This is a genomic window from Acidovorax sp. 99 (assembly GCF_003096455.1).
Lineage (GTDB): Bacteria > Pseudomonadota > Gammaproteobacteria > Burkholderiales > Burkholderiaceae_C > Acidovorax > Acidovorax delafieldii.
Window position 1 is genome coordinate 1,407,604 of sequence record NZ_QEKU01000001.1, and the last position, 23,202, is coordinate 1,430,805.

Annotated in this window: 17 protein-coding genes and 1 pseudogene; 9 read left to right on the forward strand and 9 right to left on the reverse strand. The window is 64.8% G+C overall.

The window, feature by feature from the left end; translation table 11 throughout:
- Positions 1 to 12 precede the first annotated feature (12 nt).
- From fliI to fliF, 4 genes are read right to left on the reverse strand one after another with little or no spacing between them, the layout of a single operon-like run.
- Positions 13 to 1,407 carry a flagellar protein export ATPase FliI gene (gene fliI, locus C8C95_RS06580; RefSeq protein ID WP_099729183.1) on the reverse strand — a complete coding sequence of 465 codons (1,395 nt, stop codon included), beginning with the start codon at positions 1,405 to 1,407 and terminating at the stop codon, positions 13 to 15.
- The gene (locus C8C95_RS06585) at positions 1,391 to 2,134 is read right to left on the reverse strand and encodes a flagellar assembly protein FliH (protein WP_199170771.1); all 744 of its coding nucleotides are present in this window, start codon (positions 2,132 to 2,134) and stop codon (positions 1,391 to 1,393) included. The genes fliI and C8C95_RS06585 overlap by 17 nt, the downstream gene beginning before the upstream one ends.
- Positions 2,118 to 3,113, reverse strand: coding sequence for a flagellar motor switch protein FliG (fliG, locus tag C8C95_RS06590; RefSeq protein ID WP_056065732.1), 996 nt, complete (start codon positions 3,111 to 3,113; stop codon positions 2,118 to 2,120). The genes C8C95_RS06585 and fliG overlap by 17 nt, the downstream gene beginning before the upstream one ends.
- A 36-nt stretch (positions 3,114 to 3,149) precedes the next feature.
- Positions 3,150 to 4,844 (reverse strand): flagellar basal-body MS-ring/collar protein FliF, encoded by a 1,695-nt coding sequence (gene fliF, locus C8C95_RS06595; protein WP_056065860.1) that lies wholly within the window; start codon positions 4,842 to 4,844, stop codon positions 3,150 to 3,152.
- 175 nt (positions 4,845 to 5,019) lie between these two features.
- On the opposite strand from fliF, the gene fliE reads away from it, so the two are divergent.
- On the forward strand, positions 5,020 to 5,331 hold the full coding sequence (gene fliE / locus C8C95_RS06600) for a flagellar hook-basal body complex protein FliE (protein WP_116748058.1): 312 nt from the start codon (positions 5,020 to 5,022) through the stop codon (positions 5,329 to 5,331).
- 254 nt (positions 5,332 to 5,585) lie between these two features.
- On the opposite strand, the pseudogene C8C95_RS06605 reads toward fliE, so the two are convergent.
- The 5 genes and pseudogenes from C8C95_RS06605 to C8C95_RS06625 form a co-directional block, all read right to left on the reverse strand.
- Positions 5,586 to 6,183 (reverse strand): annotated as a pseudogene (locus C8C95_RS06605) (integrase core domain-containing protein); the annotation flags it as partial.
- 223 nt (positions 6,184 to 6,406) lie between these two features.
- Positions 6,407 to 6,706 (reverse strand): flagellar protein FliT, encoded by a 300-nt coding sequence (locus C8C95_RS06610; RefSeq protein ID WP_007860919.1) that lies wholly within the window; start codon positions 6,704 to 6,706, stop codon positions 6,407 to 6,409.
- Between the two features lie 3 nt (positions 6,707 to 6,709).
- The gene (gene fliS, locus C8C95_RS06615) at positions 6,710 to 7,165 is read right to left on the reverse strand and encodes a flagellar export chaperone FliS (RefSeq protein ID WP_116750164.1); all 456 of its coding nucleotides are present in this window, start codon (positions 7,163 to 7,165) and stop codon (positions 6,710 to 6,712) included.
- A gap of 65 nt (positions 7,166 to 7,230) precedes the next feature.
- Positions 7,231 to 8,670: a flagellar filament capping protein FliD gene (gene fliD / locus C8C95_RS06620; RefSeq protein ID WP_116748059.1), complete on the reverse strand. Its 1,440-nt coding sequence runs from the start codon at positions 8,668 to 8,670 to the stop codon at positions 7,231 to 7,233.
- Between the two features lie 200 nt (positions 8,671 to 8,870).
- Positions 8,871 to 10,346, reverse strand: a complete 1,476-nt coding sequence (locus C8C95_RS06625; protein WP_116748060.1) for a flagellin — start codon at positions 10,344 to 10,346, stop codon at positions 8,871 to 8,873.
- Between the two features lie 322 nt (positions 10,347 to 10,668).
- Between C8C95_RS06625 and C8C95_RS06630 the strand changes: the two genes are divergently transcribed.
- From C8C95_RS06630 to C8C95_RS06665, 8 genes are all read left to right on the forward strand, one after another.
- Positions 10,669 to 12,147: a flagellin gene (locus C8C95_RS06630; protein WP_116748061.1), complete on the forward strand. Its 1,479-nt coding sequence runs from the start codon at positions 10,669 to 10,671 to the stop codon at positions 12,145 to 12,147.
- Between the two features lie 100 nt (positions 12,148 to 12,247).
- On the forward strand, positions 12,248 to 12,958 hold the full coding sequence (locus C8C95_RS06635) for a WbqC family protein (RefSeq protein WP_116748062.1): 711 nt from the start codon (positions 12,248 to 12,250) through the stop codon (positions 12,956 to 12,958).
- Entirely contained in the window at positions 12,955 to 13,605 is a 651-nt protein-coding gene (locus tag C8C95_RS06640; protein ID WP_116748063.1) for a class I SAM-dependent methyltransferase, read from the forward strand. The genes C8C95_RS06635 and C8C95_RS06640 overlap by 4 nt, the downstream gene beginning before the upstream one ends.
- A gap of 11 nt (positions 13,606 to 13,616) precedes the next feature.
- Entirely contained in the window at positions 13,617 to 14,396 is a 780-nt protein-coding gene (locus C8C95_RS06645; protein ID WP_116748064.1) for a class I SAM-dependent methyltransferase, read from the forward strand.
- A gap of 13 nt (positions 14,397 to 14,409) precedes the next feature.
- Positions 14,410 to 15,201 carry a TylF/MycF/NovP-related O-methyltransferase gene (locus C8C95_RS06650; RefSeq protein ID WP_116748065.1) on the forward strand — a complete coding sequence of 264 codons (792 nt, stop codon included), beginning with the start codon at positions 14,410 to 14,412 and terminating at the stop codon, positions 15,199 to 15,201.
- Between the two features lie 10 nt (positions 15,202 to 15,211).
- Positions 15,212 to 16,678 (forward strand): FAD-dependent oxidoreductase, encoded by a 1,467-nt coding sequence (locus tag C8C95_RS06655; protein WP_116748066.1) that lies wholly within the window; start codon positions 15,212 to 15,214, stop codon positions 16,676 to 16,678.
- A gap of 13 nt (positions 16,679 to 16,691) precedes the next feature.
- The gene (gene rffA, locus C8C95_RS06660) at positions 16,692 to 17,846 is read left to right on the forward strand and encodes a dTDP-4-amino-4,6-dideoxygalactose transaminase (protein ID WP_116750165.1); all 1,155 of its coding nucleotides are present in this window, start codon (positions 16,692 to 16,694) and stop codon (positions 17,844 to 17,846) included.
- Positions 17,830 to 23,094: a glycoside hydrolase family 99-like domain-containing protein gene (locus tag C8C95_RS06665; RefSeq protein WP_116748067.1), complete on the forward strand. Its 5,265-nt coding sequence runs from the start codon at positions 17,830 to 17,832 to the stop codon at positions 23,092 to 23,094. The genes rffA and C8C95_RS06665 overlap by 17 nt, the downstream gene beginning before the upstream one ends.
- Positions 23,095 to 23,202 lie beyond the last annotated feature (108 nt).

A 23,202-nucleotide genomic window follows, 5' to 3' on the forward strand; every position in this document is an offset into this window, starting at 1 on the left:
CCTTGTCCGCCGTCAATGGTCCAGCACCGCCGCCATGGCGGCTACGCTGTGGTCCATGGAGGCCGCCTCGTACATGTCCTGCTGCAGAAAACCCGCCATCTGTGGCTGAAGGCGGATAGCCTCGTCCAATGCCGGGTCGGAGCCGCTCATATAGGCCCCCACCTGCACCAGGTCCCGGCTCTTCTGGTAACGCGAATACACCGCACGAAACCGCCGCGCCAAGTCAAAATGCCCGCGAGACACCACGTTGTGCATCACCCGCGATGCCGATTGCTCAATGTCGATGGCCGGGAAATGCCCGGTCTCAGCCAGCGCACGCGACAACACAATGTGCCCATCCAGAATGGCACGGGCAGCATCCGCGATCGGGTCCTGCTGGTCATCACCTTCCGATAGCACCGTATAAAACGCTGTGATGGAGCCGACACCATGCAGGCCGTTGCCGCTGCGCTCGACAAGCTGCGGCAGCTTTGCAAAACAGGACGGCGGATACCCTTTGGTTGCTGGCGGCTCGCCGATGGCCAGGGCAATTTCCCGCTGCGCCATTGCGTAGCGGGTCAGTGAATCCATGAGCAGCAGCACATGCTGCCCTTTGTCGCGAAAATGCTCCGCCACCGCAGTAGCGTAGGCCGCCCCCTGCATGCGCAACAACGGCGGCGCGTCGGCAGGTGCAGCCACCACCACGGACCGTGCGCGGCCTTCCTCGCCCAGGATGTCTTCCACAAACTCCTTGACTTCGCGCCCCCGCTCCCCAATGAGCCCCACCACAATCACATCGGCCTGTGTGTAGCGCGCCATCATGCCCAGCAGCACACTCTTGCCCACCCCGGAGCCTGCAAACAGCCCCAGACGCTGCCCCCGCCCCACGGTCAGCAAGGCATTGATGGCGCGCACGCCAGTATCCAAGGGCTCACGCACCGGATCCCGATCCATGGCATTGATCTGCCGCCGCCCCATGGGCTCCGACACGACATCCTGCACCGGTCCACCATGGTCGAGGGGCAGGCCTTGCGCATCCACCACGCGGCCCAGCAAGCCGTCGCCCATGGGCAAACGAAGCACCCCGGCGCGTTGTACCGGCCGGGGAGGCTCGCCCAAGCGAGGCATGGGGATATATGGCGCAGCCGGCACTACACTCGCGCCACTGGACAGCCCATGGATATCGCCCGCCGGCATTAAAAACGCACGGTCGGCAGAAAACCCGACGACCTCAGCCAACACCGGCGCGTGCCCTGGCATTTGCACCATGCACTGCGACCCCACAGGCACGCGGATCCCCACCGCCTCCAGCACCAGTCCCGTCAGTCGGGTCAGCGTACCCCGCGTCTCCAACGGCGCCCCTTCGGCCACGCGCTCGCGCGCGTCGTCCATGAAGCGGGTCCAGGCAGAGTCAAGGTCGACGGTCATCGCCATCCCCACGCGTCTCGTCGTCCCAGGGGGATTGCAGCCCGAGCGACGCAATGGCACGCTGCCACCGTTTGTCGATGCTGCCATCAACGACCGTGCCCGCCGACTCCACCATGCAGCCGCCAGCGGGCACAGCGGCATCCGCCATCCACTGCACGCCAGGCGCATTGATCTCTTCGCGCAGAGGCTGGGCCATGGCCTCCATATCCTCCGGATTGAGCCGAACGGTGGCTGGCCGCCCTTCAGTGACCAGCATGCCCACGGCCTCCCGCACCACCGGCAACAAGGCATTGGGATTGACCGACAGTTCCTGGCGCACCACCTGGCGCGCGATGTCACACGCCAGCTCCAGCACCTGCTGCGCCATGTGCTGCTGCATGTCGATCAGGCTGGCTTCCAGTGTCTGCAGCACGCTTTGCATGCGCTGTGCCGCCTCTTGTCCCTGCTGGGCAATGTATTCATCCATGCGGCGCTGCCACTCGAGCGCCGTCTGCGCCTGCCCTTGGGCAAAGCCCTCTGCATACGCATCGTCGCAAGCCTGCTGGACAAGCGCCTGCTGTGCCGCTTCATCCAGCTCGGCGGGCAGCTCCGCCACAGGTTCCGGCTCGGGCTCTGGCTCGACCAGATCGGAGCCGTCGACCGCGGCAAACTTCCACTGCTTGAAGTCGCCGACTTCCTCGCTGGGAATGAACCGCGAATAGGACCGCTGGTTAGACGAAGGCATCATCACCACCGCCTCCGATCACGATCTGGCCTTCGTCAGACAGGCGACGCACCGTCTTGAGGATTTCCTTCTGCTGCGCCTCGACCTCGGACAGCCGCATCGGGCCGCGCGATTCGAGGTCTTCGCGCAGCGCGTCGGCTGCACGCGAAGACATGTTGGAGAGGAATTTTTCGCGCAGTTCGGGCACTGCGCCCTTGAGAGCCACGATGAGGGTTTCGGATGCCACTTCCTTGAGTACCGTTTGAATGGCCTTGTCGTCCAGCTTGAGAACATCCTCGAACACGAACATCTTGTCCATGATCTTCTGCGCCAGGTCAGGGTCGTAGCCCCGGATGGATTCGAGCACCACGGCGTCCATGTTGCCGCCCAGCAAGTTGATGATCTCTGCGGCAGCCTTGACACCGCCCAGCGAACTCTTGCGGATCTTGTCCCCGCCCGCCAGCACCTTGAAAAGCACTTCGTTCAGGTCCTTGAGGGCCGTCGGCTGGATACCTTCGAGCGTGGCCACACGCAACAGAATTTCGCTACGCTGGCGATCCGTCAGGTGCATCAGGATGCCCGAGGCCTGGTCGCTGTCCAGATGTACCAGGATGGCAGCAACGATCTGCGGGTGCTCGTTACGCAGAAGTTCAGCCACTGACAGCGGATCCATCCACTTGAGACTCTCAATGCCCGAGACATCTCCGCCCTGCAAGATCCGGTCGATCAGCAGTCCCGCCTTGTCATCGCCGAGCGCGCGCTTGAGCACAGCGCGCACGTAATTGCCGGTGTCGGATACCAACAGGCTTTGCGCTGCGGCCGCGTTGGAGAATTTGTTGATGACCTCGTCCACCTTTTCGCGCGATACCGAGCGCATGCGCGCGATGGTCTCGCCCAGCTTCTGCACCTCTTTGGGCGAGAAATGCTTGAACACCTCGGCCGCCTCTTCCTCGCCGAGGGACATCAGCATGATGGCGGCATCGTGGAGTCCTTGGTCGTCCATGGTCGTGGTCCGTGCAATCGGTAGCGGTAGCGGCGACTAAACGGGCTCGCCGTTCAGCCAGGTCTTGAGAATATTGGCGACCGCGACCGGATTCTCCTTGGCCAGCGTGCGCGCATCTTCCAGGCGCAGCTGCTCGGGGGTCGCGGGCAACACTTCGTCCTTGCGGGCGGGCGCTGCCAATGCCGGGCGCTCGGGTGTTTCTGCCTCCAGCGCGTCCAGTTGTCCACCTGCCACCGGCTTGGCGGCACCGGCCTTGGCCGGCGCTGGGCCTTTGAGCGCAGGACGCACCAGACCCATCAGCACCAGGGCAGCAAACAGAACCGCACCTACCGGCCAGGCAAAGGTCTTGGCCAGATCAACCACCTCAGGCTGCTTCCACAGCGGGGTGTCTGTGGTGGGCACTGCAGTCACCTGGAACGGCGTATTCATCAGATTCACCGAATCACCGCGTTCGCGATTGAAGCCAATGGTTTCACGCACCAGCGCCGTCATCTGCTCGATCTGCTCGGGCGTCAGCGCCTTGGTCACGGTCTTGCCCTTGTCCTCGGCCGACTGGTAGTTGACCACGACCGCAGCACTCAGCCGCTTGACTGCGCCCGTACTGCCACGGACCACTTTCACCGTCTTGTCCACTTCATAGTTCGTGGTGGACTCGCGCTTGTTGGACTGCTCCTCAGTCCCCTGTTGGCCGCCCGCGTTGGGCGCAGGGTTGGCGCCATTGATGGGCGCTGCAGACGGAGCGGGAGGCTGGTTGGCAACCGCACCGGGCACACCCGTGGCGGTCTTCGTCGCGCTGCCACGGCTTTCCAGCACCTGCTGGCTGCGGACGGCGCTGGAGTCTGGCGTCTGGTTGGGGCGGAATTGCTCGGAGGTGGACTCGGTCTGGGAGAAGTCCACCTCAGCCGTCACCTGTGCCTTGACGTTGTCACGGCCGACCACGGGCTCCAGGATGTCCATGATGCGGCGCGAATACTGCTGCTCCAGCTGCTGCACATACAAGAGCTGCTGGGCATTGATTTCAGCACCGGCCGTGCTGTCGGGCGATTGGGACAGCAGCTTGCCCGTGTCATCCAGCACACTCACGGCCGACGGCGCCAGTTCCGGCACGCTGGAAGCCACCAGATGCACGATGCCCGCGAGTTGGGCACGGTCCAGAATACGGCCGGGGTGGAGGCTCACCAGTACCGAGGCCGACGGCTTTTGCTGCTCACGGAAAAATCCGTTCTGGTTGGGCAAGGCCAGGTGCACACGGGCACTTTGCACGGACGACAAAGCCTGTATGGACCGGGTGAGCTCCCCCTCCAGCCCCCGCTGGAAGTTCAGACGCTCCTGAAACTGCGTCATCCCGAATTTGTTGGACTCCATCAGCTCAAAACCTGCGACGGAGCCCTTGGGCAGGCCCTGAGTGGCCAGTCGCAGACGCACGTCATGCACGCGCTCCGCTGGGATCAGGATGGCGCCGCCACCCTCGGAATACTTGTAGGGCACATTCATTTGGGAGAGCTGTGCCACCACGGCTCCGCCATCCTTGTCGCCCAGATTGGAAAACAGTACCCGGTAGTCGGGTTGGCGCCCCATCACGACGGCCGCAACGGCAGCAGCCACCAGCAGCGCCACGCCCGCACCCAGCCGCATGCGCTGCGCCCGGTCGAGGGCGGACAGCCGCTGCAGCCAGTTGGGACTGGCCGGCGTCGGGAGCGGATTGAGAGGGACTTCAGCAACAGCAGACATCTTGCTTTCCATTAAAGCAGGCCCTGCAACAGACCTAGCGTGGGGTCGATTATTCGGTCACGCCCCCAAAATGTTCGCTGGATAAGCCGTCCGTTTGGCCATCTATTCAGAGCGATGCATCCTGGGCCGGTAGCTAGGATACGCAGCATACCGCCATTCCCCTACGGATACCGCCATGGACCTTCGCATCTCCAGCTCAACCGCCCCGCTGACGGGCGCTGGCGTCGCGCGCCGTGCTGCAGCGCCACAAACCACGGGCAATGAAGTCGGCTTTTCTGGCGCGCTCAAGGGCGCATTGCAGTCAGTGAGTGCCGCGCAGAACAAATCTTCCGAGATGCAAAAGGAGGTGCAAATGGAAAACCCCTCCGTGAGTCTGGAAGAGACCATGGTGGCTCTCCAGAAGGCGCAAATCGGCTTTCAAGCCACACTGCACGTGCGCAATCGCATGGTGCAGGCGTACACCGACATCATGAACATGCAGGTGTGAGCTGCTGGCGAAGTATGAAGGCCCCGTTCTCAACGGGGCAACCGTGTGGCACTGCGCTGTGCCAACACAAGAAACTATATTTTGATAGCAGCAAAGACATGCTGCACTAGCGCCTCAGGCACATTTAGTGCATTTTTTAACCCAGAGGCGCTTGGCGGTCGAAGTAGCGACAGGTTCAGCACCGCGCACTTTGGCACCCCACTGGACGGCACCGCCCCTCACCGCAGTGCTCCGCTAGTCCGGCCATCCCAGCCCTAACAAGCAACCACCTTTGACCGCAAGGTGTGAACCGTCAAGAGGTTATTTGCGGGGATGAGCCTGTCCATCGGGGCAATCGCTCCGATGCCGCTGCGCGGTCGGTGCCGGTTGTAGTGGTGCTGCCAGCTCGCCAGGGCTTGGGTTCGCTGCGCTGAGTTCTGATACTTCCAGCCATAGGCCCACTCGCGTAGTGCCGACTGGGTGAACCGCTCGGCCTTGCCATTGGTTTGCGGGCGGTACGGCCTGGCGAACTTGTGCTGAATCGCCAGAGCTTTGCAGGCTGCAGCGAATTCCTTTGATCGAAACGCTGCGTCGCTGTCCGTCAGTATCCGTGATACCCAAACCCAAGCCTGCGTAGTACCCCACGGCGCTCTGCAGGAATGCGACTGCCTCGTGCTTATTCTCGTCTGGGCGCATGGCTGTGAAGGCGATGCGGGCATGGTCATCTATGGCCACAAACAGCGTCTCCCAGCCAGCGTCATCCACCGAGTCGCGCTGGTTGCCCGTCACGCGATGGCTGGGTCTGACAATGCGCCCGAGCTTTTTGGTACCGATGTGCAGCAGGCCTCCAGGCGCGTCGTGCTCGTAGCGCCTTGCATGGTCATCTGTTTGACCATCTCGATTCGACGGGTGAAGGTGAGTCGGCATGCTTATGGCTGTTCATCTGGTTGGGTGTCCTGAGCGGATTGGGTGGTTGGCGACTTACAGTCTCTCAAACCCAATCCGGATGAACACGGGGTACAACCTATTGAAACTTCACAGCTAGGCCACTGTCGCACACGGCAGCAGCAGCCCGGGAGCGTTGCGCTGCCCGCACTCAGTGCATCATCTGGGGCTGCCCCTCGAACAGATGCTCAAACTGCGCAAGCCAGGGCTCTGCCAGACAGCGGATCTGCGCATCGTTGCGCAAGATGCGCTGCATGATGCGGGTCTTTTCACGGCGGTGCTCAGGCAGCAATTCGTGCTCTTGCGACTTGAAGCGCAGTTGCTCGATCAGCACTGCACAGGCGCCTTCATAGCGCACCACACCATCCCAATCCTTGAGCTTGGCAGCCTCCAGCATCTTGGCGCTGCTGTCTTCAATCGCCTTGTAGTAGTCAATGAGCATATGGGACATGGTTCAGACCCCCGCCAGCATCGGTTGGTTCTTGGCGGCAGGCGCCTGTGCCGTGGCTGCGGCCTGGCTTTTCTTGATTTCGTTCCAACCCTGGGCCACCGGCTCGATCAGCCGCATCACCTCGGCCATCATGGCGTCGTCGTTACGGGCGTTGGCCAGGATCAGACGGCGCAGGCAATAGTCATAGAGCAACCCCAGGTTCTCAGCCAGCTCACCACCGTCCACCCGATCAAGCGCCGTGCAAAGCCCTTCTTCGATGATGCGGATGGCTTTGGAGATGCTGTTCACCTTGGTGAGGACGTCGCCGCGTGCCAAGGCGCCGCGCGCCGTGGCGATGGCGTTGAGCACACCTTCATACAACAGGCTGACCAGCTGGTGCTGGTCCATCGTGTGCATGCTAGTTTCGACATTGATACGCTGATAGGCGTTGGCGGCGCGGGGGCTGTAGGCGCTGAACATGCTGACCATCCTTCCGATGTATTGCTTAAGTTATCGGCTTGCACCCAGAAAACTGAAGCCTTTCATCAACCGCCGGACTTGTTCCACGCGGTCACCTGCTGGGCAATATAGGCATTGAGCCCGTTCAGGCTGCTCATCTGCTTATCCAGAGCGTTATAGCGCTGCGTAATCCGTTTTTCATACGCATCCACCTTGTCCAGCAGCCGCGCCTGGTCGTCGACATTGCGCTTGAGGCTCAGCTGCAAGGTATCGTCCTTCGACTTGAAGAAACCAGTGTTCTTGTTGGACAGCAGGTCGGTGGTGAGCGCCTTGAGCTGCACGGCAATGCCATCGGCAGAGCCGCCGCCCGTGTTGCGGAACAGGTTCTTGAGGTCCTCCGGCGACTCCTTGAGCGCCTTGCTCAGCTTGGCGGAGTCCACCGCCAGGTCGCCGCCCAGTTGCTGGGTGATACCCACATCTGCCAGGCGCTTGAAGGCGCCGCCGCCACTGGTCACGCTCTGGATGGCGTTGCGCAGCGAGTTCTGAAGCGCCACAGCCGTGGAGTCGCCCTGCAGCAAACCCGCAGAATTAGTCTTCGCGTCGTACTTGGTGGCGTCCTGCAGCAGCTGGTTGACGGCGTTGTAGGCCTTCACAAAGGCGTCGATGTTGCTCTGCACCGCTGTGTCATCCTTGGCCACCGTGATTTCCACCGGGGCCGTGGTCACCTGCTCGGCCTTGAACGTCACACCGGAAATAGTGGAAGCAAAGGTATTGGTGGCCGAGGAAACGGCAATGCCGTTGACGGTGGCTTTGGCATCCGCCCCAGCCTGGGTGACCGTGGACCCGGCCACAAGGCGCGACAGCCCCGTGGCGTCGGTATTGCCAGCGCTGGCGATGTCCGTATCGCCCCCCTCCATCACACTCAGGCGGAAACCGGCTTCGGCGCCGGTGTTCTTGCTGCGCAGCAACAAGCGTTCGCCCGAAGCATCCGTGAGGATGGACGCAGTCACACCCGCGTTAGCACCGTTGATCTTGCTGGCTACGTCGGAGAGCTTGTCCGTGGCGGTGATGGTGATGTCCACCGGCTGGCCGCTGCTGGGCGTGAACGAGGCCGGTGCCACGCTCCACTTGCCCAGTTCCAGCCGCAGGGTACCTGCGCCAAGGGCGCCGCCCACGGGCAGCAAGGCCGCCGAGGCTGTTGCCTGCGCCTTGGCCAGGCTCTGCACTTCCACGCTGAAGCTGGTGGGCAGGGTGCCACCCACGGCACCGGCCGACACATATTTGGAATCGGAAGACGTAGTGTTGACGCCGTTCCAGCCGGTCACGCTAGTGAGCTTGCTGGCGGCGTCCTGCAGTGTGGACACCAGCGACTTGATCTGGCCGTAGGCAGAGATCTTGGTATTGACCGTGGCCGCCTGCAGCTTGAGCGTGTCCAAGGGCTTTTTTTCCAGCGCGACCAGTTGGGAAATGATGCTCTTGACATCAAGGCCGCTGGTGCCGACGCCTGGGGATGAAATGGTGGCCATACAAACCTCCTGAACTGTCCAACGGAAATTATGGCGCCGAATGGTCGCCAGCATCGTCCGTATTCACACCAGGAAACCCGTCTTATCCGGCAGCCCTGGCACCTACCGGTCAAAAAACGAAAGGGCGGCGACAGAAATTTTGCCGCCGCCGAAGGCCTGCCACGGCACTGCAACACCGTGGCGGCCATGCCTGCTGCCAATCAGCGCAGCAGAGCCAGCACGCCTTGGGGCAACTGGTTGGCCTGGGCCACCATTGCAGTTCCGGCTTGTTGCAGGATCTGCGAGCGTGACAGGTTGGCCGTTTCGGCAGCGAAATCGGCATCCAGAATACGCGAGCGCGAGGCCGACAGGTTTTCCGAAGTCACTTGCAGGTTGGCGATCGAGGTCTCGAAGCGCGATTGCAAGGCACCGAGCTTGGCGCGCTGGGAGCTCACGTACGACAGGGCGGAGTCCACGGTCTTAAGTGCTTCGGTGGCCTTCTTGAAGGTAGTCACGTCCAGGTCAGAGACCTTTTGCAGCGACGAGCCATTGTCGGTGAAGGCGTTGGAGGCCGTCACGTCAGTGGAGAAGGACTTGTCGGAGTCTAGCACCACATAGCCGCTGGTGAGGGAGTTGTCAGCAGTGGTGTCGGCCGCGAGAGTAACGGTGCCGGTAACAGCGGTGCCGTCGGCCTGCAGCTTGGTCACGTTAACAGCGCCGGCATTGGCCACCGTTGTATCTCCCACGCGGATATCGTTGCCCGTGGCGTTGGTCAGCACAATGGCTGTGCCTGCAGTATTGACCGTGGCCGTTACACCCGTCTTGGACGACTGGTCATTGATGGCGGCTACGGCGGCGGACAGCGGATCGGCGCCAGTGGCTGCAGACAGCGTGAAGGACACGTTCAGGTCCGCGCCGTTGTCCGAGCGCAGGGCCAGGGTGTACGAACCGGCAGCACCAAACGTCACTTCGGCATCGGTACGCGCCGTGGCGCCTACACCAGTGCTGGACTTGACGGCGTTGATGTTATCAGCAATGGTCTTTGCGGTCTGGTTGGCACCGATGTTCACCGTGCTGGAGCCCAGCGAGCCATTGATGGCCACCGTGCCGGAAGTCGTGCTGTTTGCACCCCAGGCCGCGCCCGAAGCCGCACCGCCCGCGCCGTTGACCGAAGTGTTCTGGTTATTGCCGTAGGTATTGGTGCGCAGGTTGGCCGTGGCGGCGGTGATGGTCTGGTTGGCGTTAGCTCCCACTTGGAATTGCTGAGTGCCGAAAGTGCCGTCGAGCAACTTGGAGCCGTTGAACTCGGTGGTTTGCGAGATGCGATCCAGTTCGGAAACCAGTTGCGAGACTTCTTGCTGCAGGGCTTGACGATCTCCTGCGCTGTTGGAGGCGTTGGCCGATTGCACCGCCAGCTCACGCACGCGCTGCAGAATGTCGCCGGAGGCCTTGAGCGCGCCTTCAGCCGTCTGCGCCAGGGAGATGCCATCGTTGGCGTTGCGCACCGCTTGGTTCATGCCCCGAATCTGGCCGGTGAAACGCTCGGAAATGGCCAGACCGGCCGCGTCGTCCTTGGCGCTGTTGATGCGCAGGCCTGAGGACAGGCGCTGGATGGATGTGTTCAGCGACGACTGGCTCGTGCCGAGGTTGCGCTGGGCGGTGAGCGATGCGACGTTGGTATTGATGGTGGAAGCCATTGCAAATCTCCAGATAGAACTGAGTAAATATGGCGTTGCCGCCAGCCTGGGCGCCAGCACCATGCTGGCCTCCTGGGTTCGCCAGCGCCTGTAAATGGCATCCGGTGAACGGCGGGCCGCTTACGGTCCGTTGCAATGGTTTTCGGGTGGTGTGCGGAAAACTTGAGGGCCAAACGCACAAGTTGTGCGACTTTTTGACCGCTTATCGCCCCAATAAGTCAAGGCAGGCTCTCCACAATCCATCCATCGTTCCCTTATTGACAGCCGGACGGGGCGCGCTTGAACCGGCAAACAACACCGTCTTCCGCTAAGGAGTGTCGCCATGGCAGCAACCATCAACACCAACGTCAGTTCCCTGACCGCGCAGCGCAACCTTGGCACCAGCCAGGCTTCGCTGAACACATCCATCCAGCGCCTGTCCTCAGGCCTGCGCATCAACAGCGCCAAGGACGACGCGGCCGGTCTGGCCATTTCCGAGCGTTTCACCAGCCAGATCCGGGGTCTGAACCAGGCAGCCCGCAATGCGAACGACGGCATCTCCCTGGCCCAAGTGACGGAAGGCGCCATGAAGTCCGCTGGCGACATCCTGCAGCGCGTGCGAGAACTGGCGGTGCAATCGGCCAACGCCTCCAACAGCGCCAGCGATCGCCAGGCCCTGCAACAGGAAGTCAGCCAGTTGGTGGCAGAACTTGACCGAATCTCCCAAACCACCGAGTTCAACGGCCAGAAATTGCTGGATGGCACTTTTGGAACTGCGCAGTTCCAGGTGGGCGCAAACGCCAATCAAACCATCATCGCAGCCACGGCTAACCTGCGCACCAATACCTACGGCAACAACCAGAATACCTCGGCCAACGGCGCGGGCGCTCCCACATCAGGCGCGGCCTGGGGCGCCAACAGCACCACCTCGGGCAGTGTGGTCATCAACGGCTCGCGGGGCTCGGCTACGGTGAATATTGCGGCAAACCAGACCGCCAAGACCATTGCCGACAATATCAATCTGGCGGGCGCCACTACCGGCGTGAATGCCACGGCCCGTACAGAGGCGGAAGTGACGTTTGCGGCTGCAGGCTCCTACACGTTGGCGTTGCGCTCCGACAACGGTGCGGACCAGAGCGTGTCCTTCACCCTGTCGGCCGCCACCGGCGCCGATGGCCTCTCGGCAGGCATTGCAGCCATCAATGAACAGTCCTCCAAGACAGGCGTGACTGCCTCGCTCAACGCGACGGGCACAGCCATTGTGCTGACCAACGCCACGGGCAACGATATCCGCGTGGGAGATACAACGGTGGCCAATGCCGGCGCTGTTAACGTGACCAAGCTGCAGGCCGACGGCACCGCTGTTACCGGCACCGTTACTCTCGCGGCCGACACCACTGCTGACAACTCCCTCACCAGCGGCTATGTGGTGCTGGACTCCGACAAGTCCTTCTCCACTGACGTGACGGCCTCCAACGCCTTCACCGACAATGGCTCGTCGCTGCAAAAGGTCTCTGACCTGGACGTGACTACCTTCAAGAAGGCCACCGAAGCACTTAAGACCGTGGACTCCGCCCTGGCCTTTGTTAGCAGTGAGCGCGCCAAGCTCGGTGCCTTGCAGTCGCGCTTCGAAACGAGCATTGCGGCCCTGAACATTACTTCTGAGAACCTGTCGGCCTCGCGCTCACGCATTTTGGATGCGGACTTCGCTGCCGAAACGGCCAACCTGTCGCGGGCACAGATCCTGCAACAGGCCGGCACGGCGATGGTGGCCCAGGCCAACCAGATCCCGCAGGGCGTGCTGGCACTCCTGAAGGGCTAGCAGCGCGGCGACAGGCGTAGATACCGCACAATCGACCCCCTCGCAGGCCACCCCACCTTTTTCCGGCCCTGCGTGCCCACCCGCAGGCGCACCCCCGACCATGCCGCTCACCGTCGCCATCGTTCAGTCGAACTATATTCCCTGGAAGGGGTATTTCGACCTCATGCGGGCGGCGGACGTCTTCGTGCTTTATGACGACGTGCAATACACCAAGCGCGACTGGCGCAACCGCAACCGCATCAAGACCCCCCAGGGCGTGCAATGGCTGACCCTGCCCGTGCGGGTCAAGAGCCGCTATCTGCAGCAGATCCGCGAGGTGGAAATTGCAGAGCCGCTCTGGCATGCGCGGCACTGGGCCAGCTTGCATGCGAACTACCGCGCGGCGGCGCACTACGACACCGTGGGCCCGCCGCTCGCAGAGCTGTATGCCCGCTGCGCTGGCCTTACGCACTTGTCTCAGGTCAACGCCTTACTGCTGCGCGGCGTGGCCGACCTGCTGGGTGTGCATACTCCGTTGGTGGACTCATCCACCCTGGGCCGCTGCCCGGGCCGCACGGAAAATCTGGTGCACCTGTGCCAGGCACTGGGGGCGACCACGTATCTAACCGGCCCCGCTGCGCGAAGCTACCTGGACGAGCACCTTTTTAAAGAGGCCGGTATCGCGGTGCAAGAGTTTGACTACGCAGGCTACCCCCCGTATCCCCAGCTCCACGGCCCGTTCGATCACCACGTGAGCGCGGTGGATCTGCTGATGAACACTGGCGCCCAGGCAGTACGCTACCTGGATCGACCAGCGCCCGCAGCCCCATGAACAGTCCCATCGCCGCTACCCGCACTTATTACGAGGACAAGTTCCGCGCCCACGGCCCCGTTCCGAACGGCGTCGATTGGGGCCACGCGCGCGCCCAGGCATTGCGCTTTGAACAACTGTGCAAACTCCTGCCTCAGAGCCGCGCCCGTGCATCGCCCCCCTCGCTCAACGACTTGGGTTGCGGGTACGGGGCCCTGCTGGACCACCTGGGTGCTGCGGGTGAGCCGGTCGACTACCTGGGCATCGACCTGGTGCCGGACATGGTGGACGCGGCTCGGCAGCGCCACGGCGCGCAGGGCGCGTTCGCTGTGGGCAGCAGATGCCCCCGCGTGGCGGACTACGCGGTCGCCAGCGGTCTCTTCAACGTGCGCGGCCAGGTGCCCGAGGCGGCCTGGCAGGAGTTCATCCTCAGTGTGCTGGACGACCTGAACACGCACAGCCAGCTGGGCTTTGCCTTCAATGCGCTGACCCGGTATTCAGATCCCGACCGCATGCGGCCCGACCTTTATTACGCCGATCCGCTGTGGCTCTTTGACTGGTGCAAACGGAAATACGCCCGGAATGTCGCGCTTTTGCATGACTATGATCTTTACGATTTCACGATCATCGTGCGCAAGGATGCGGCTTTTTCCGGGCCCGCCGATTGAGAAGGAAACGCATGAAAGTCTGCGACATCGATCGCAACCTGATGTACTCGGTGCTGCAGCATGGTTTCCGCGCCCTGCAGGTACAGCCCCATGTGGTGGAGCTGGGCGTGTGCAAGGGAGACAACGCCCAGCAGCTGCTGCAGCGTCTGGACCCCGCGCAGCTGGTGCTGGTGGACAGCTGGAGCACGGCGTCGAACCGCGACTATTGTCCCTTCGACCCCCTGCCCTCCTGGATCGACCCGCCTGAGGCCTACGACTTTTATTTTGGTGGCCCCACCTGGGAGCAAGCTACCTGGGACCGGCTGCACGACGGATGCCAGCAGCGTTTTACCGCAGAACCCCGCGTGTCCGTCGTGCGCTCGCCCACGGCAGATGCCCTGCCCGCCGTACGCCAGCTCAACCAGGGTGCGCCCTATGACCTGATTTACGTCGATGCCAGCCACCAATATGAATATGTGCTGCGCGACCTGATGCTTTACCAGGAGCTGGTGGGCGCCAACGGCGCTTTCATGCTCAATGACTGCTGCTTCAGCGACGCCGGCCTGCGCCAGAACCTCGGCGTGCTGGAGGCGGTGGGAAACTTCCTCAAGCGCAGCGATTTCACGCCCGTGGCCATCACCAACACCGATTGGTCCGACGTCATCCTCGCGCGCAAAGGCAGCCTGCTGGAGCAGGCGCTGCACTGGAGCCTGGTGAATTCCGACGTCGCGTTTGTCGATATTCCCGCCCAGCTGCTGCCCGCCGCCCGTCTGGTGCGCGGCGACCAGCGCGCCCACCTGAGCTTTGTCTGAGCCTTCGCCCGCTATGCCCTCTCCCACCTCCACTGCCAGCCACGCGACCCACGAGTCGTCGGCGCTCACATATTCCAACAGCGATAGCCTGGCGGCACGCGAGCAACTCTTCGGCATGCTGCAAGACTACCGCGCCACGCCCGAGGAAAAAGAGCGCTCGCTCGGCCTTTTCCTGCGCGGATCGCTGCTGGCGCGCATCCTCGCCATCGATGGGATCTACCGGCAGATCGTGGACATTCCGGGCTGCATTCTGGACATAGGCACCTGGCGCGGGCAGACCGCCGTGCTGTGCGAGAACCTGCGCGCCATCCACGAGCCCCTGCACTTCACGCGGCGCATCGTGTGCTTCGACACCTTTGAGGGCTATGCCGGCTTCTCCGACTCCGACCGCGCCAGCACCACCCATACGGAGGGCACCTACGCCGTGGGCGGCGACTATGCCCAATACCTGACCGAGTTGCTGACGGTGCACGAGCGCTGCAATGCCATGGGGCAGAACCATGGCAAGCACCGCGTGATCGCTGGCGACTGCCGGCAGACCCTGCCGGACTTCTTTGCCCAGCATCCCAACGAGTTCGTGGCCCTGGCGTTCTTCGACGTGAACACGTACGACCCCACCCGCCAGGCCCTGGCACAGGTTTGGGACCGCCTGGTGCCCGGCGGCATCGTCGCCTTCTGGCAGCTGACGCGCGATGCCATCGTGGCCGAAGGGCGCGCGTACGCCGAGCAGTTCCTGCACGGGCGAGCCCACACGCTGCATCGCGCCGCCACCTACCCTGGCCTGTGCTACGCACGCAAGGCCTGAGCCACGCCCCATGCACACCGTCGTCCTCGGCAATGGCATCGTCGCGCTGAGCACCGCCTTCCGGCTGGTGCAGCGCTGGACCGCACAATCCACCGACACGCTGACCATCGTGGGCCGCTTCGCAAGGCCCGGCTCCGCCACGCTGGCCGCCGCGGCCATGTTCAATTCCTTTGCCGAAATCGAGGCCGGATCGCTGGACCACCCCCTGGACCTGTACCGCTTCGAACTCAGCCACCTCGCTACACAGATGTGGCCGGATTTCGAGCGCGCTCTGATCGCCGCTGCTGGCGCGGCCCTGCCAGCCGGCTGCCAGGGTTGCCAGGGCTTCAACTGCGGTGGATGCATCACCAGCGGCACCTATGTGGTCAACAACAACGCCGCCGACGACCTGGACGACGAGAACTTCGACGCCATCGTGCAGGCGCTGCGCGACTTCAACGAACCGCACTCGCTGGTGTCGCCGCGCGACATCCCCAACTACGCACCCGAACAGCGCCAGCGTGCCACCCGGGCGGTCTACATCCCTGGCGAAGGCTGGGCTAACCCCCGCCTCATGCTGGAGAAGCTCGACGCCATCCTGCGGCGCGATGCCCGGGTGCGCTTCCAGGACGCCAGCGTGGACCGGCTGGAGGCCAGCGCGTCGGGGGCGGCCATCGCGGCCGCCGTGCTGGCCGACGGTACGCGCGTGGAAGGCGACTGGTTCCTGCTGGCCACCGGCGCCAGTGCCACCGATGTGCTGGCGCGCAGCCAGCTGGGCCTGCCCGTGCAGCGCATCTTCTATGGCGTGGGGGTGTCGCTGGAACTGGACAGCCCCGAGCACCCGCACACGCACTGCATCCGAACGCCCAACCGGGGCCTGGCCTGCGGCGTGTACAGCGTGCCCTACTACACGGTCCCACCGGTTCCCCGCGGGTCGCGCATCCTCGTCGGCGCCAGCAACTTCACCTCGCCCACGCCCGTGCACCACGGTCGTGTCGGCAGCGTGGAAGCCCTGCTCAAAGCGAGCATGGAGCAGATCAACCGCAATTTCTATCGCGCTGGCCTGGTCCGCGTGAACGTGGGCTGGCGTCCCACCAGCCAGGACACCTACCCGCTACTGGGCCGCACATCACTGCCCAACCTGCTGGTCGCCACCGGCACCAAACGCGACGGATTTCATCTGGCGCCCGTTATTTCGCAGTACATGGCGGCACTGCTGCATGGCGAGGCCGTGGACGAGCGCTTCGCAAGCTTCGCGCCGGAACGCGCTCCCCTGCGCCTGCTCACGCGCGAGCAGGCGGTGGAGAAGGCCGTGCGGCACCAGTTGAGCGCCGCGTACCAGCATGGCTTTTCGCCCGCGAAAAGCCGCATGCCCGAGCAGGTGGCCCAGATGCTGCGCGACCAAGTAGAGAGGTTGCACGACGAGGTCGGTGCCATAGACTGGGGCATTCCCCCTGAAATGCTGGACATGTACCGCTACGGCCATGCCCGCGCCTGAACCGACATACCTCATGCAGCCACACGACCACGCGCCCATCCCCTTTGGCAAGCCCTTCATCGTCGGCAAGGAGCTGTTCTACATTGCCCAGGCCGTCATGAACGGCTCCATCGCGGGAGACGGCGCTTTCACCCGGCGCTGCCAGGAATGGCTGGAGGAACACCTGGGCTGCCACAAGGCCTTGCTGACCACTTCGTGCACCACGGCGCTGGAGATGGCGGCCATCCTGGCCGACATCGGCGCGGGCGACGAAGTGGTGATGCCTTCGTTCACGTTTGTGTCCACCGCCAATGCCTTTGTGCTGCGTGGCGGGGTGCCGATCTTCGTGGACATCCGGCGCGACACGCTGAATATCGACGAGACACTGATCGAGCAGGCCATCACACCGCGCACCAGGGCCATCGTGGCGGTGCACTACGCGGGCGTTCCGTGCGCCATGGCGGTGATCAGGGCCATCTGCCAGCGGCACGGCCTGCTGCTCATCGAGGATGCCGCCCAGGCGATCCTCGCCCACGACGAAGGCACGGCGCTGGGCACCATTGGCGACCTGGGCTGCCTGAGTTTCCACGAAACCAAGAACGTGATCAGCGGCGAGGGCGGCGCGCTGCTCGTCAACAACCCTGCGTTGGCCGAGCGCGCCGAAGTCATCTGGCAAAAGGGCACGAACCGCAAAGCGTTCTACCGCGGCGAGGTGGACAAGTACTCCTGGGTGGACGTGGGCTCGTCCTTCCTGCCCAACGAGCTGACTGCGGCCTTCCTGTATGCCCAGCTGGAACACGCCAAGCGCATCAACGCCCACCGGCGCGCGTTGTACGAAAAATATGTGCAGCTGCTGCGCCCGCTCGAAGAAGAGCACCTCGCCATGCTGCCCGCGGCCACATCCCAGCGGGCCAACGGACACATCTTCTACATGCTGTGCCGCTCTGCCGAAGAACGCGCCGCCCTCATGGCGCATCTGCGCGCGCAGCAGATCCATGCGGTCTTCCACTATGTGCCATTGCACGACGCGCCCGCAGGCCGCCGCTTCGGCCGCGCGCACGGCGAACTGCCCGTCACGGTGGACATCTCCGCACGGCTGCTGCGCCTGCCCATGTATTCGAGCATGGGCAATGAGGATGTGAGGGTGGTGGCAACGGCCGTGAAGCAGTTCTATGGCCTCCACAAGTAACGCGACCGACCTCCTCCCCGGCTCCACACCGGCCGACGGGGCCCAAGCCCACCTTCTGGCAACACGGGTTGCCGCGAACCACGACGCCTTTGCCGCGGCCCTGGACCAGGTGCGCCAGCGCATCGCCGAGGGCGACCTTGAGGCCGCTTTGCAAGCTGCCAGCGACTGCGCCCACGGCGCCTGGATGCGGCACAGCGGCCTGTTCGCCTCGCCCGCCCTGGAATCGCTGCTGGCGCAGGTCGGGCAGGCGTTGCCGGCGGCCGAACACGCACCGCCGCCAGGGGCAACCACCACGCCACGCCGCGTGTTGACCGTGCTCACCAGCGTGCACGCCGTGGGCGGCCACAGCCGCATTGCCTGGCGCTGGGTTGGCATCGACACGGGTTCGCAGCACACGTTGGTGCTCACGCAGCAGGAAGGCCGCCCGCTGCCCGAACAGCTGCAGGCGCTGGCGCAGGCCGGCCGGGTGCACATCGTGCAACTCGACGCCCCCTCCTGGCTGGGGCGTGCCGTGGCGCTGCGGGATCTGGTGGCCCAGGCAGACCAGGTGGTGCTGCTAACCCACCCGCACGACGTGCTGCCCTGCACCGCTGTGCCCGCCGTGCGCAACGCACCACCGGTGCTGGCCATGGACCATGCCTCGCACGTGTTCTGGCTGGGCGTGGGCATTTCCACACTGGCCATCAACACGGCCACCATGGTGCTGGAGCACCGCCGGGGCATTGCGCGCGCGCACATCGGCTGGGCCTTGCTGCCCATGGACTTCTCGCGGCTCGAACACCCCTCAGGGCTCGACGTTCGCGCGGCCTTTGGCATTCCGGCCGAGGCGCCGCTGCTGCTGTCGGCGGGCTCCCCGTTCAAATACTGGCCCATTGAGGGCACCGATCTGGCGGCACTGCTCACGCCCGTGCTGGAACAACACCCCGACGCCCATCTGCTGGTGGTGGGGGTGGCCGAAGCACCCTTCTGGCAGTCCTTCCTGCAACACTTTGCCGGGCGCGTGCACCTGTCGGGCTACTTGCCGGAGCCCGACCTGGCCGCTTGCTACCACGCCTGCGACGTGTATGTGGACTCGGTACCGCTGTCTTCGCCCACCACCGTGTTGGAGGCCGCTGCGCTGGGCAAGCCTATCGTCCGCTATGCACCCGCCGATTGGCGCGGCACGGGCTTCTCGCTGGAGTTCGACTGCATTCCGGCGGATTTCTACCTCTGGTCCACACCCGAGGCCTACGCGGCGGACATCCACCGCCTGCTGTGCGATGCCAACCTGCGCGAGTGGCGCGGCAGCTTCGGCCGGGCGGCGGTTCGTCTGTACTACGCCGACGACACCTTCCGCCACAGCATCGAAGTGCTGTACGCCAAGGCGGCCACTTTGCCCCGCATCGTCCCCGACGCGCAGGCTACCGCGGCACGCTGCGAGCGCATCGACACCCTGCTGGTCCAGCTGGCCGACAACATGGCGGCACAGCAGGCGCTGGAGGCAGCCCGCCCGCGGCCCAGCCAGCGCCCCCGCGTACTGGCCTTCCACCTGCCGCAGTTCCACGCGATCCCCGAAAACGACGCATGGTGGGGCGCCGGCTTCACCGAGTGGGACAACGTGCGCGCCGGGCAGCCGCTCTTCGAAGGCCACGCCCAGCCGTTCGTGCCCACGGAACTCGGCTACTACGACCTGTCCTCGGTCGAGGTGCTGGCGGCCCAGGCGCGCCTGGCGCGCGAGCACGGCCTGCATGGGTTCTGTTTCCACTACTACTGGTTCGACGGCCGCCGCCTGCTGGAGAAGCCGGTGGACCAGCTGCTGGCCCACCCCGAGATCGACCTCCCCTTCTGCCTGTGCTGGGCCAACGAGAACTGGACGCGCCGCTGGGACGGCGGGGAGCACGACGTTCTCATGCAGCAGTCCTACGCCCCCGGCCTGCACGGGCGCTTCGCCGGCGATTTGGCGCGCTACTTCGCCGATCCGCGCTACGTGCGCATCGACGGCCGGCCGGTGCTGCTGGTCTACCGCACGGACGTGATTCCCGATCTGGCCGAAACCACCGCCGCCTGGCGCGACGCCTGGCGCGAGCTGGGCGTGGGCGAGGTGTACCTGGTGGCGGTGGAGAGCTTTGTGCCCATCGACCCCACGGAGCACGGTTTTGACGCAGCCGCGGAGTTTCCACCGCACCAGGTCCATGCCGCCACCCTGCCGCCCGACAGCCCGCCCAATCTGCTGGCCGACCCGGATGCCCGCGTGGGCGACTACGGCAAACTGGCCCACACCTGGCTGACGCGGCCGCGCCCGCACTACAAGCGCTTCCATGGCCTGCTGCCGGGCTGGGACAACAGCGCCCGCCGCCGGCGCGGCGGTGCCACCCTGTTTGTGGGGGCAAATCCAGACGCTTATGAAGACTGGCTGGGCCAGGCCGTAGGCCGCACGCTGGACGAGTTTGAGGGCGATGAGCGCCTGGTCTTCGTGAACGCCTGGAACGAGTGGGGCGAGGGCTGCACCCTGGAGCCCGACGCCCGCTGGGGCCGCGCCTACCTGGAGGCGACCCGCCGCGTGCTGCAGCGGCCAGAAGACGAACTGCGCGCGCTGGCAGGGGAAAGCGCACCGCCTTCGGAATACGTGCGCTGGCTGGAAGACGTCTCTGCGGCATCGGATGATGCGCTGCTGCCCGCCCTAAGGGCTGCGGGCGTCGGCGTGGTGCTGGCTGTGGCGGTGAGCGACAGTGCCGATGGCCCGGCCGGCATGGCCACCACCCGCGCGTCGCTGGCCGCACAACTGCGGCCGGCCAACCGGATTGCGGCCATAACCCCAGGCGAACCGCTTACTGCACTCCTAGATGGGCTGGGGGGAAGCGGCTGGACGCTGTGCCTGTGCGCTGGCGACACACTGGCGCACGATGCATTGGCCCAGCTCGCCCGCGCGCTGGCGGCAGCGCCAGACACCGCGCTCATTGCCTACCTGGACCACGATGAGCGCGATGCAGGCGGCCACCTGGGCGCACCCTGCCTGAAGCCCGCCTTCAACCAGGACCTGCTGCTCTCCTGCGCCTACATGGGCCGGGCGCTGGCGGTACGCACGGGCTGGCTGGCAGAACATCTGGCGCAGGCGCGAGGCGCAACCCGCTTCGGCTTGGCCTTTGCCTATGGACTGGCGCTGGCTGCGTTGCGGGAACGGGGCGCCGCCGCCTTCCTCCCCGTGCCTGTGCCGGCCCTGCACCTCACGACCGCCGAGCCCGCGGTCTTCGCCACCGACAGCGCCACGTGGCAGGCCATGGCCCAGCAACTGGCCGAACATGCCGCGCAGGCAGAGCCCGGCAGCCAGGTGCTCGAAGGCCCGCTGCCCGGCAGTTTCCACCTGCTGCCGCCGCTGCCCCGCACGCCGCTGGTGAGCATCATCATCCCCACGCGGGACCAGCTGCCCTTTCTCAGCCGCTGCATCGAGTCGCTGCTGGCCAAAACAGCCTACCCCGCGTTTGAGCTGCTGGTGGTGGACAACGACAGCCAGACGGCCGAAGCGCGCGATTTTCTGGCGGGGCTCGAAGGCGTGATGCCCGACCGCATCCGTGTGCTGCGCCCCCCCGGTCCGTTCAACTTCTCGCGCATGAACAACCTGGCGGCGCGCGAGGCGCGGGGCGAATACCTGCTGCTGCTCAACAACGACACGGCCGCGCTCCAGGCCGACTGGCTCACGCACTTGGTGCGCCAGGGGCTGCGGCCAGGCGTGGGCGCCGTGGGCGCGCGGCTGCTGTTCCCGGATGGGCGCGTGCAGCACGCTGGGGTGGTGCTGGGCCTGTGCGGCCCGGCGGACCACCCCCTGTTGGGGCTGCCCGGGGAGCAGCCGGGCTACCAGGGGCGCGCCCAGCTCACGCAGGACTTCTCGGCCGTCACTGCAGCCTGCCTGCTGGTGTCCCGGGCCGTGTACGACGAAGTGGGCGGGCTGGACGAGGCGCAGTTCGGCGTGAGCTACAACGACGTGGACTTCTGCCTGCGCATTGGCACCACGGGCCGGCGCATTGTCTGGACGCCCCTGGCCACCCTGCTGCACGAGGGTAGCGCCAGCCAGCGCGCCGCCGTGGAGGGCAAGACCCAGGAGCAAAAGCAGGAGCGCTTTTCTGCCGAGCAGGCGGCCTTCTATGCCCGCTGGCCCGCATGGGTGGCACACGACCCGCACTACAGCCCCCACCTTTCGCTGTCGGAGCGCAATTACGAGATCGAAACCCGCACCGTGCTGCGGCCCGACCCGTTGCAGGGCCTGACGCCGCACCACATTGCTGTCTTCGCGGCCGATGCCACCGGGTGCGGCCAGTACCGCATCCTGCAGCCCTTGGCCGCCATGCGCGATGCCGGGCTGTGCACCGGCGCGCCCTCGCCCGAGTTGCTGCCCACCCACCTGCTGCTGCGCACTGGAGCGGATACGCTGGTCTTCCAGCGTCCCTACACCGAAGCCGGCCTGGCCGCCCTTGCAGCCGCCCGTGCCGTACCCGGGGTGCGCACCATCTACGAAGTGGACGACCACATGGCCCAGGTGCCCGTGAAGAGCATCCACCACCAGGACATGCCCAAGGACCTGCGCGGGCGCATTCTCAAGGGCATCGGTCTGTGCGACCGGCTTGTGGTGTCCACCGAGCCGCTGGCACAGGCGCTCGGCCCCCACGCCGCAGAGGTGCGCGTGGCCCCCAACCGGCTGCCCCCGCGCATGTGGGGCAGCGCGCCGCCCGTGCGCCCGCCCGTGGACGGCGCCCTGCCCCGCAAGCCGCGCGTTGGCTGGGCCGGGGGGGCGGGGCACCTGGGGGACCTGGAGATGGTTGCTGACGTGGTGCGCGAACTGGCCGACGAAGTGGAGTGGGTGTTCTTTGGCATGTGCCCTCCCGCGCTGCGCCCCTACGTGAGTACCTACTACGTGGGCGTGCCAACGCTGGAGTACTCACACCAGCTCATGGCGGTGACCCAAGGCTGGGACCTGGCGATTGCCCCCCTGGAGGCCAACGCCTTCAACGAGTGCAAATCCAACCTTCGGCTGCTCGAATACGGCTGGTGCGGCGTGCCCGTGGTCTGCTCCGACGTCCTGCCCTACCAGGGCGACGACTTGCCGGTGCGGCGTGTACGAAACCGGTTCAAGGACTGGGTCACCGCCCTCCGCGAGCGGCTGGCCGATCTGCCCGCCGCCCGACAGGAAGGCGCGGCGTTGCAGCAACAGGTGGCCGCGCACTGGATGCTGCGCGGGGTCCCTCTCAAGGACTGGTATCGCGCCTGGACGGATTGAAATGCCCTTTACGAATTGAATTACCCCTCCGCCAAGGCATTTCATTAACCCACAGCTATCAATAGAGGAGCATTTTCAGAGATACCCCTAGCGGAGCCGGCTGCCTGC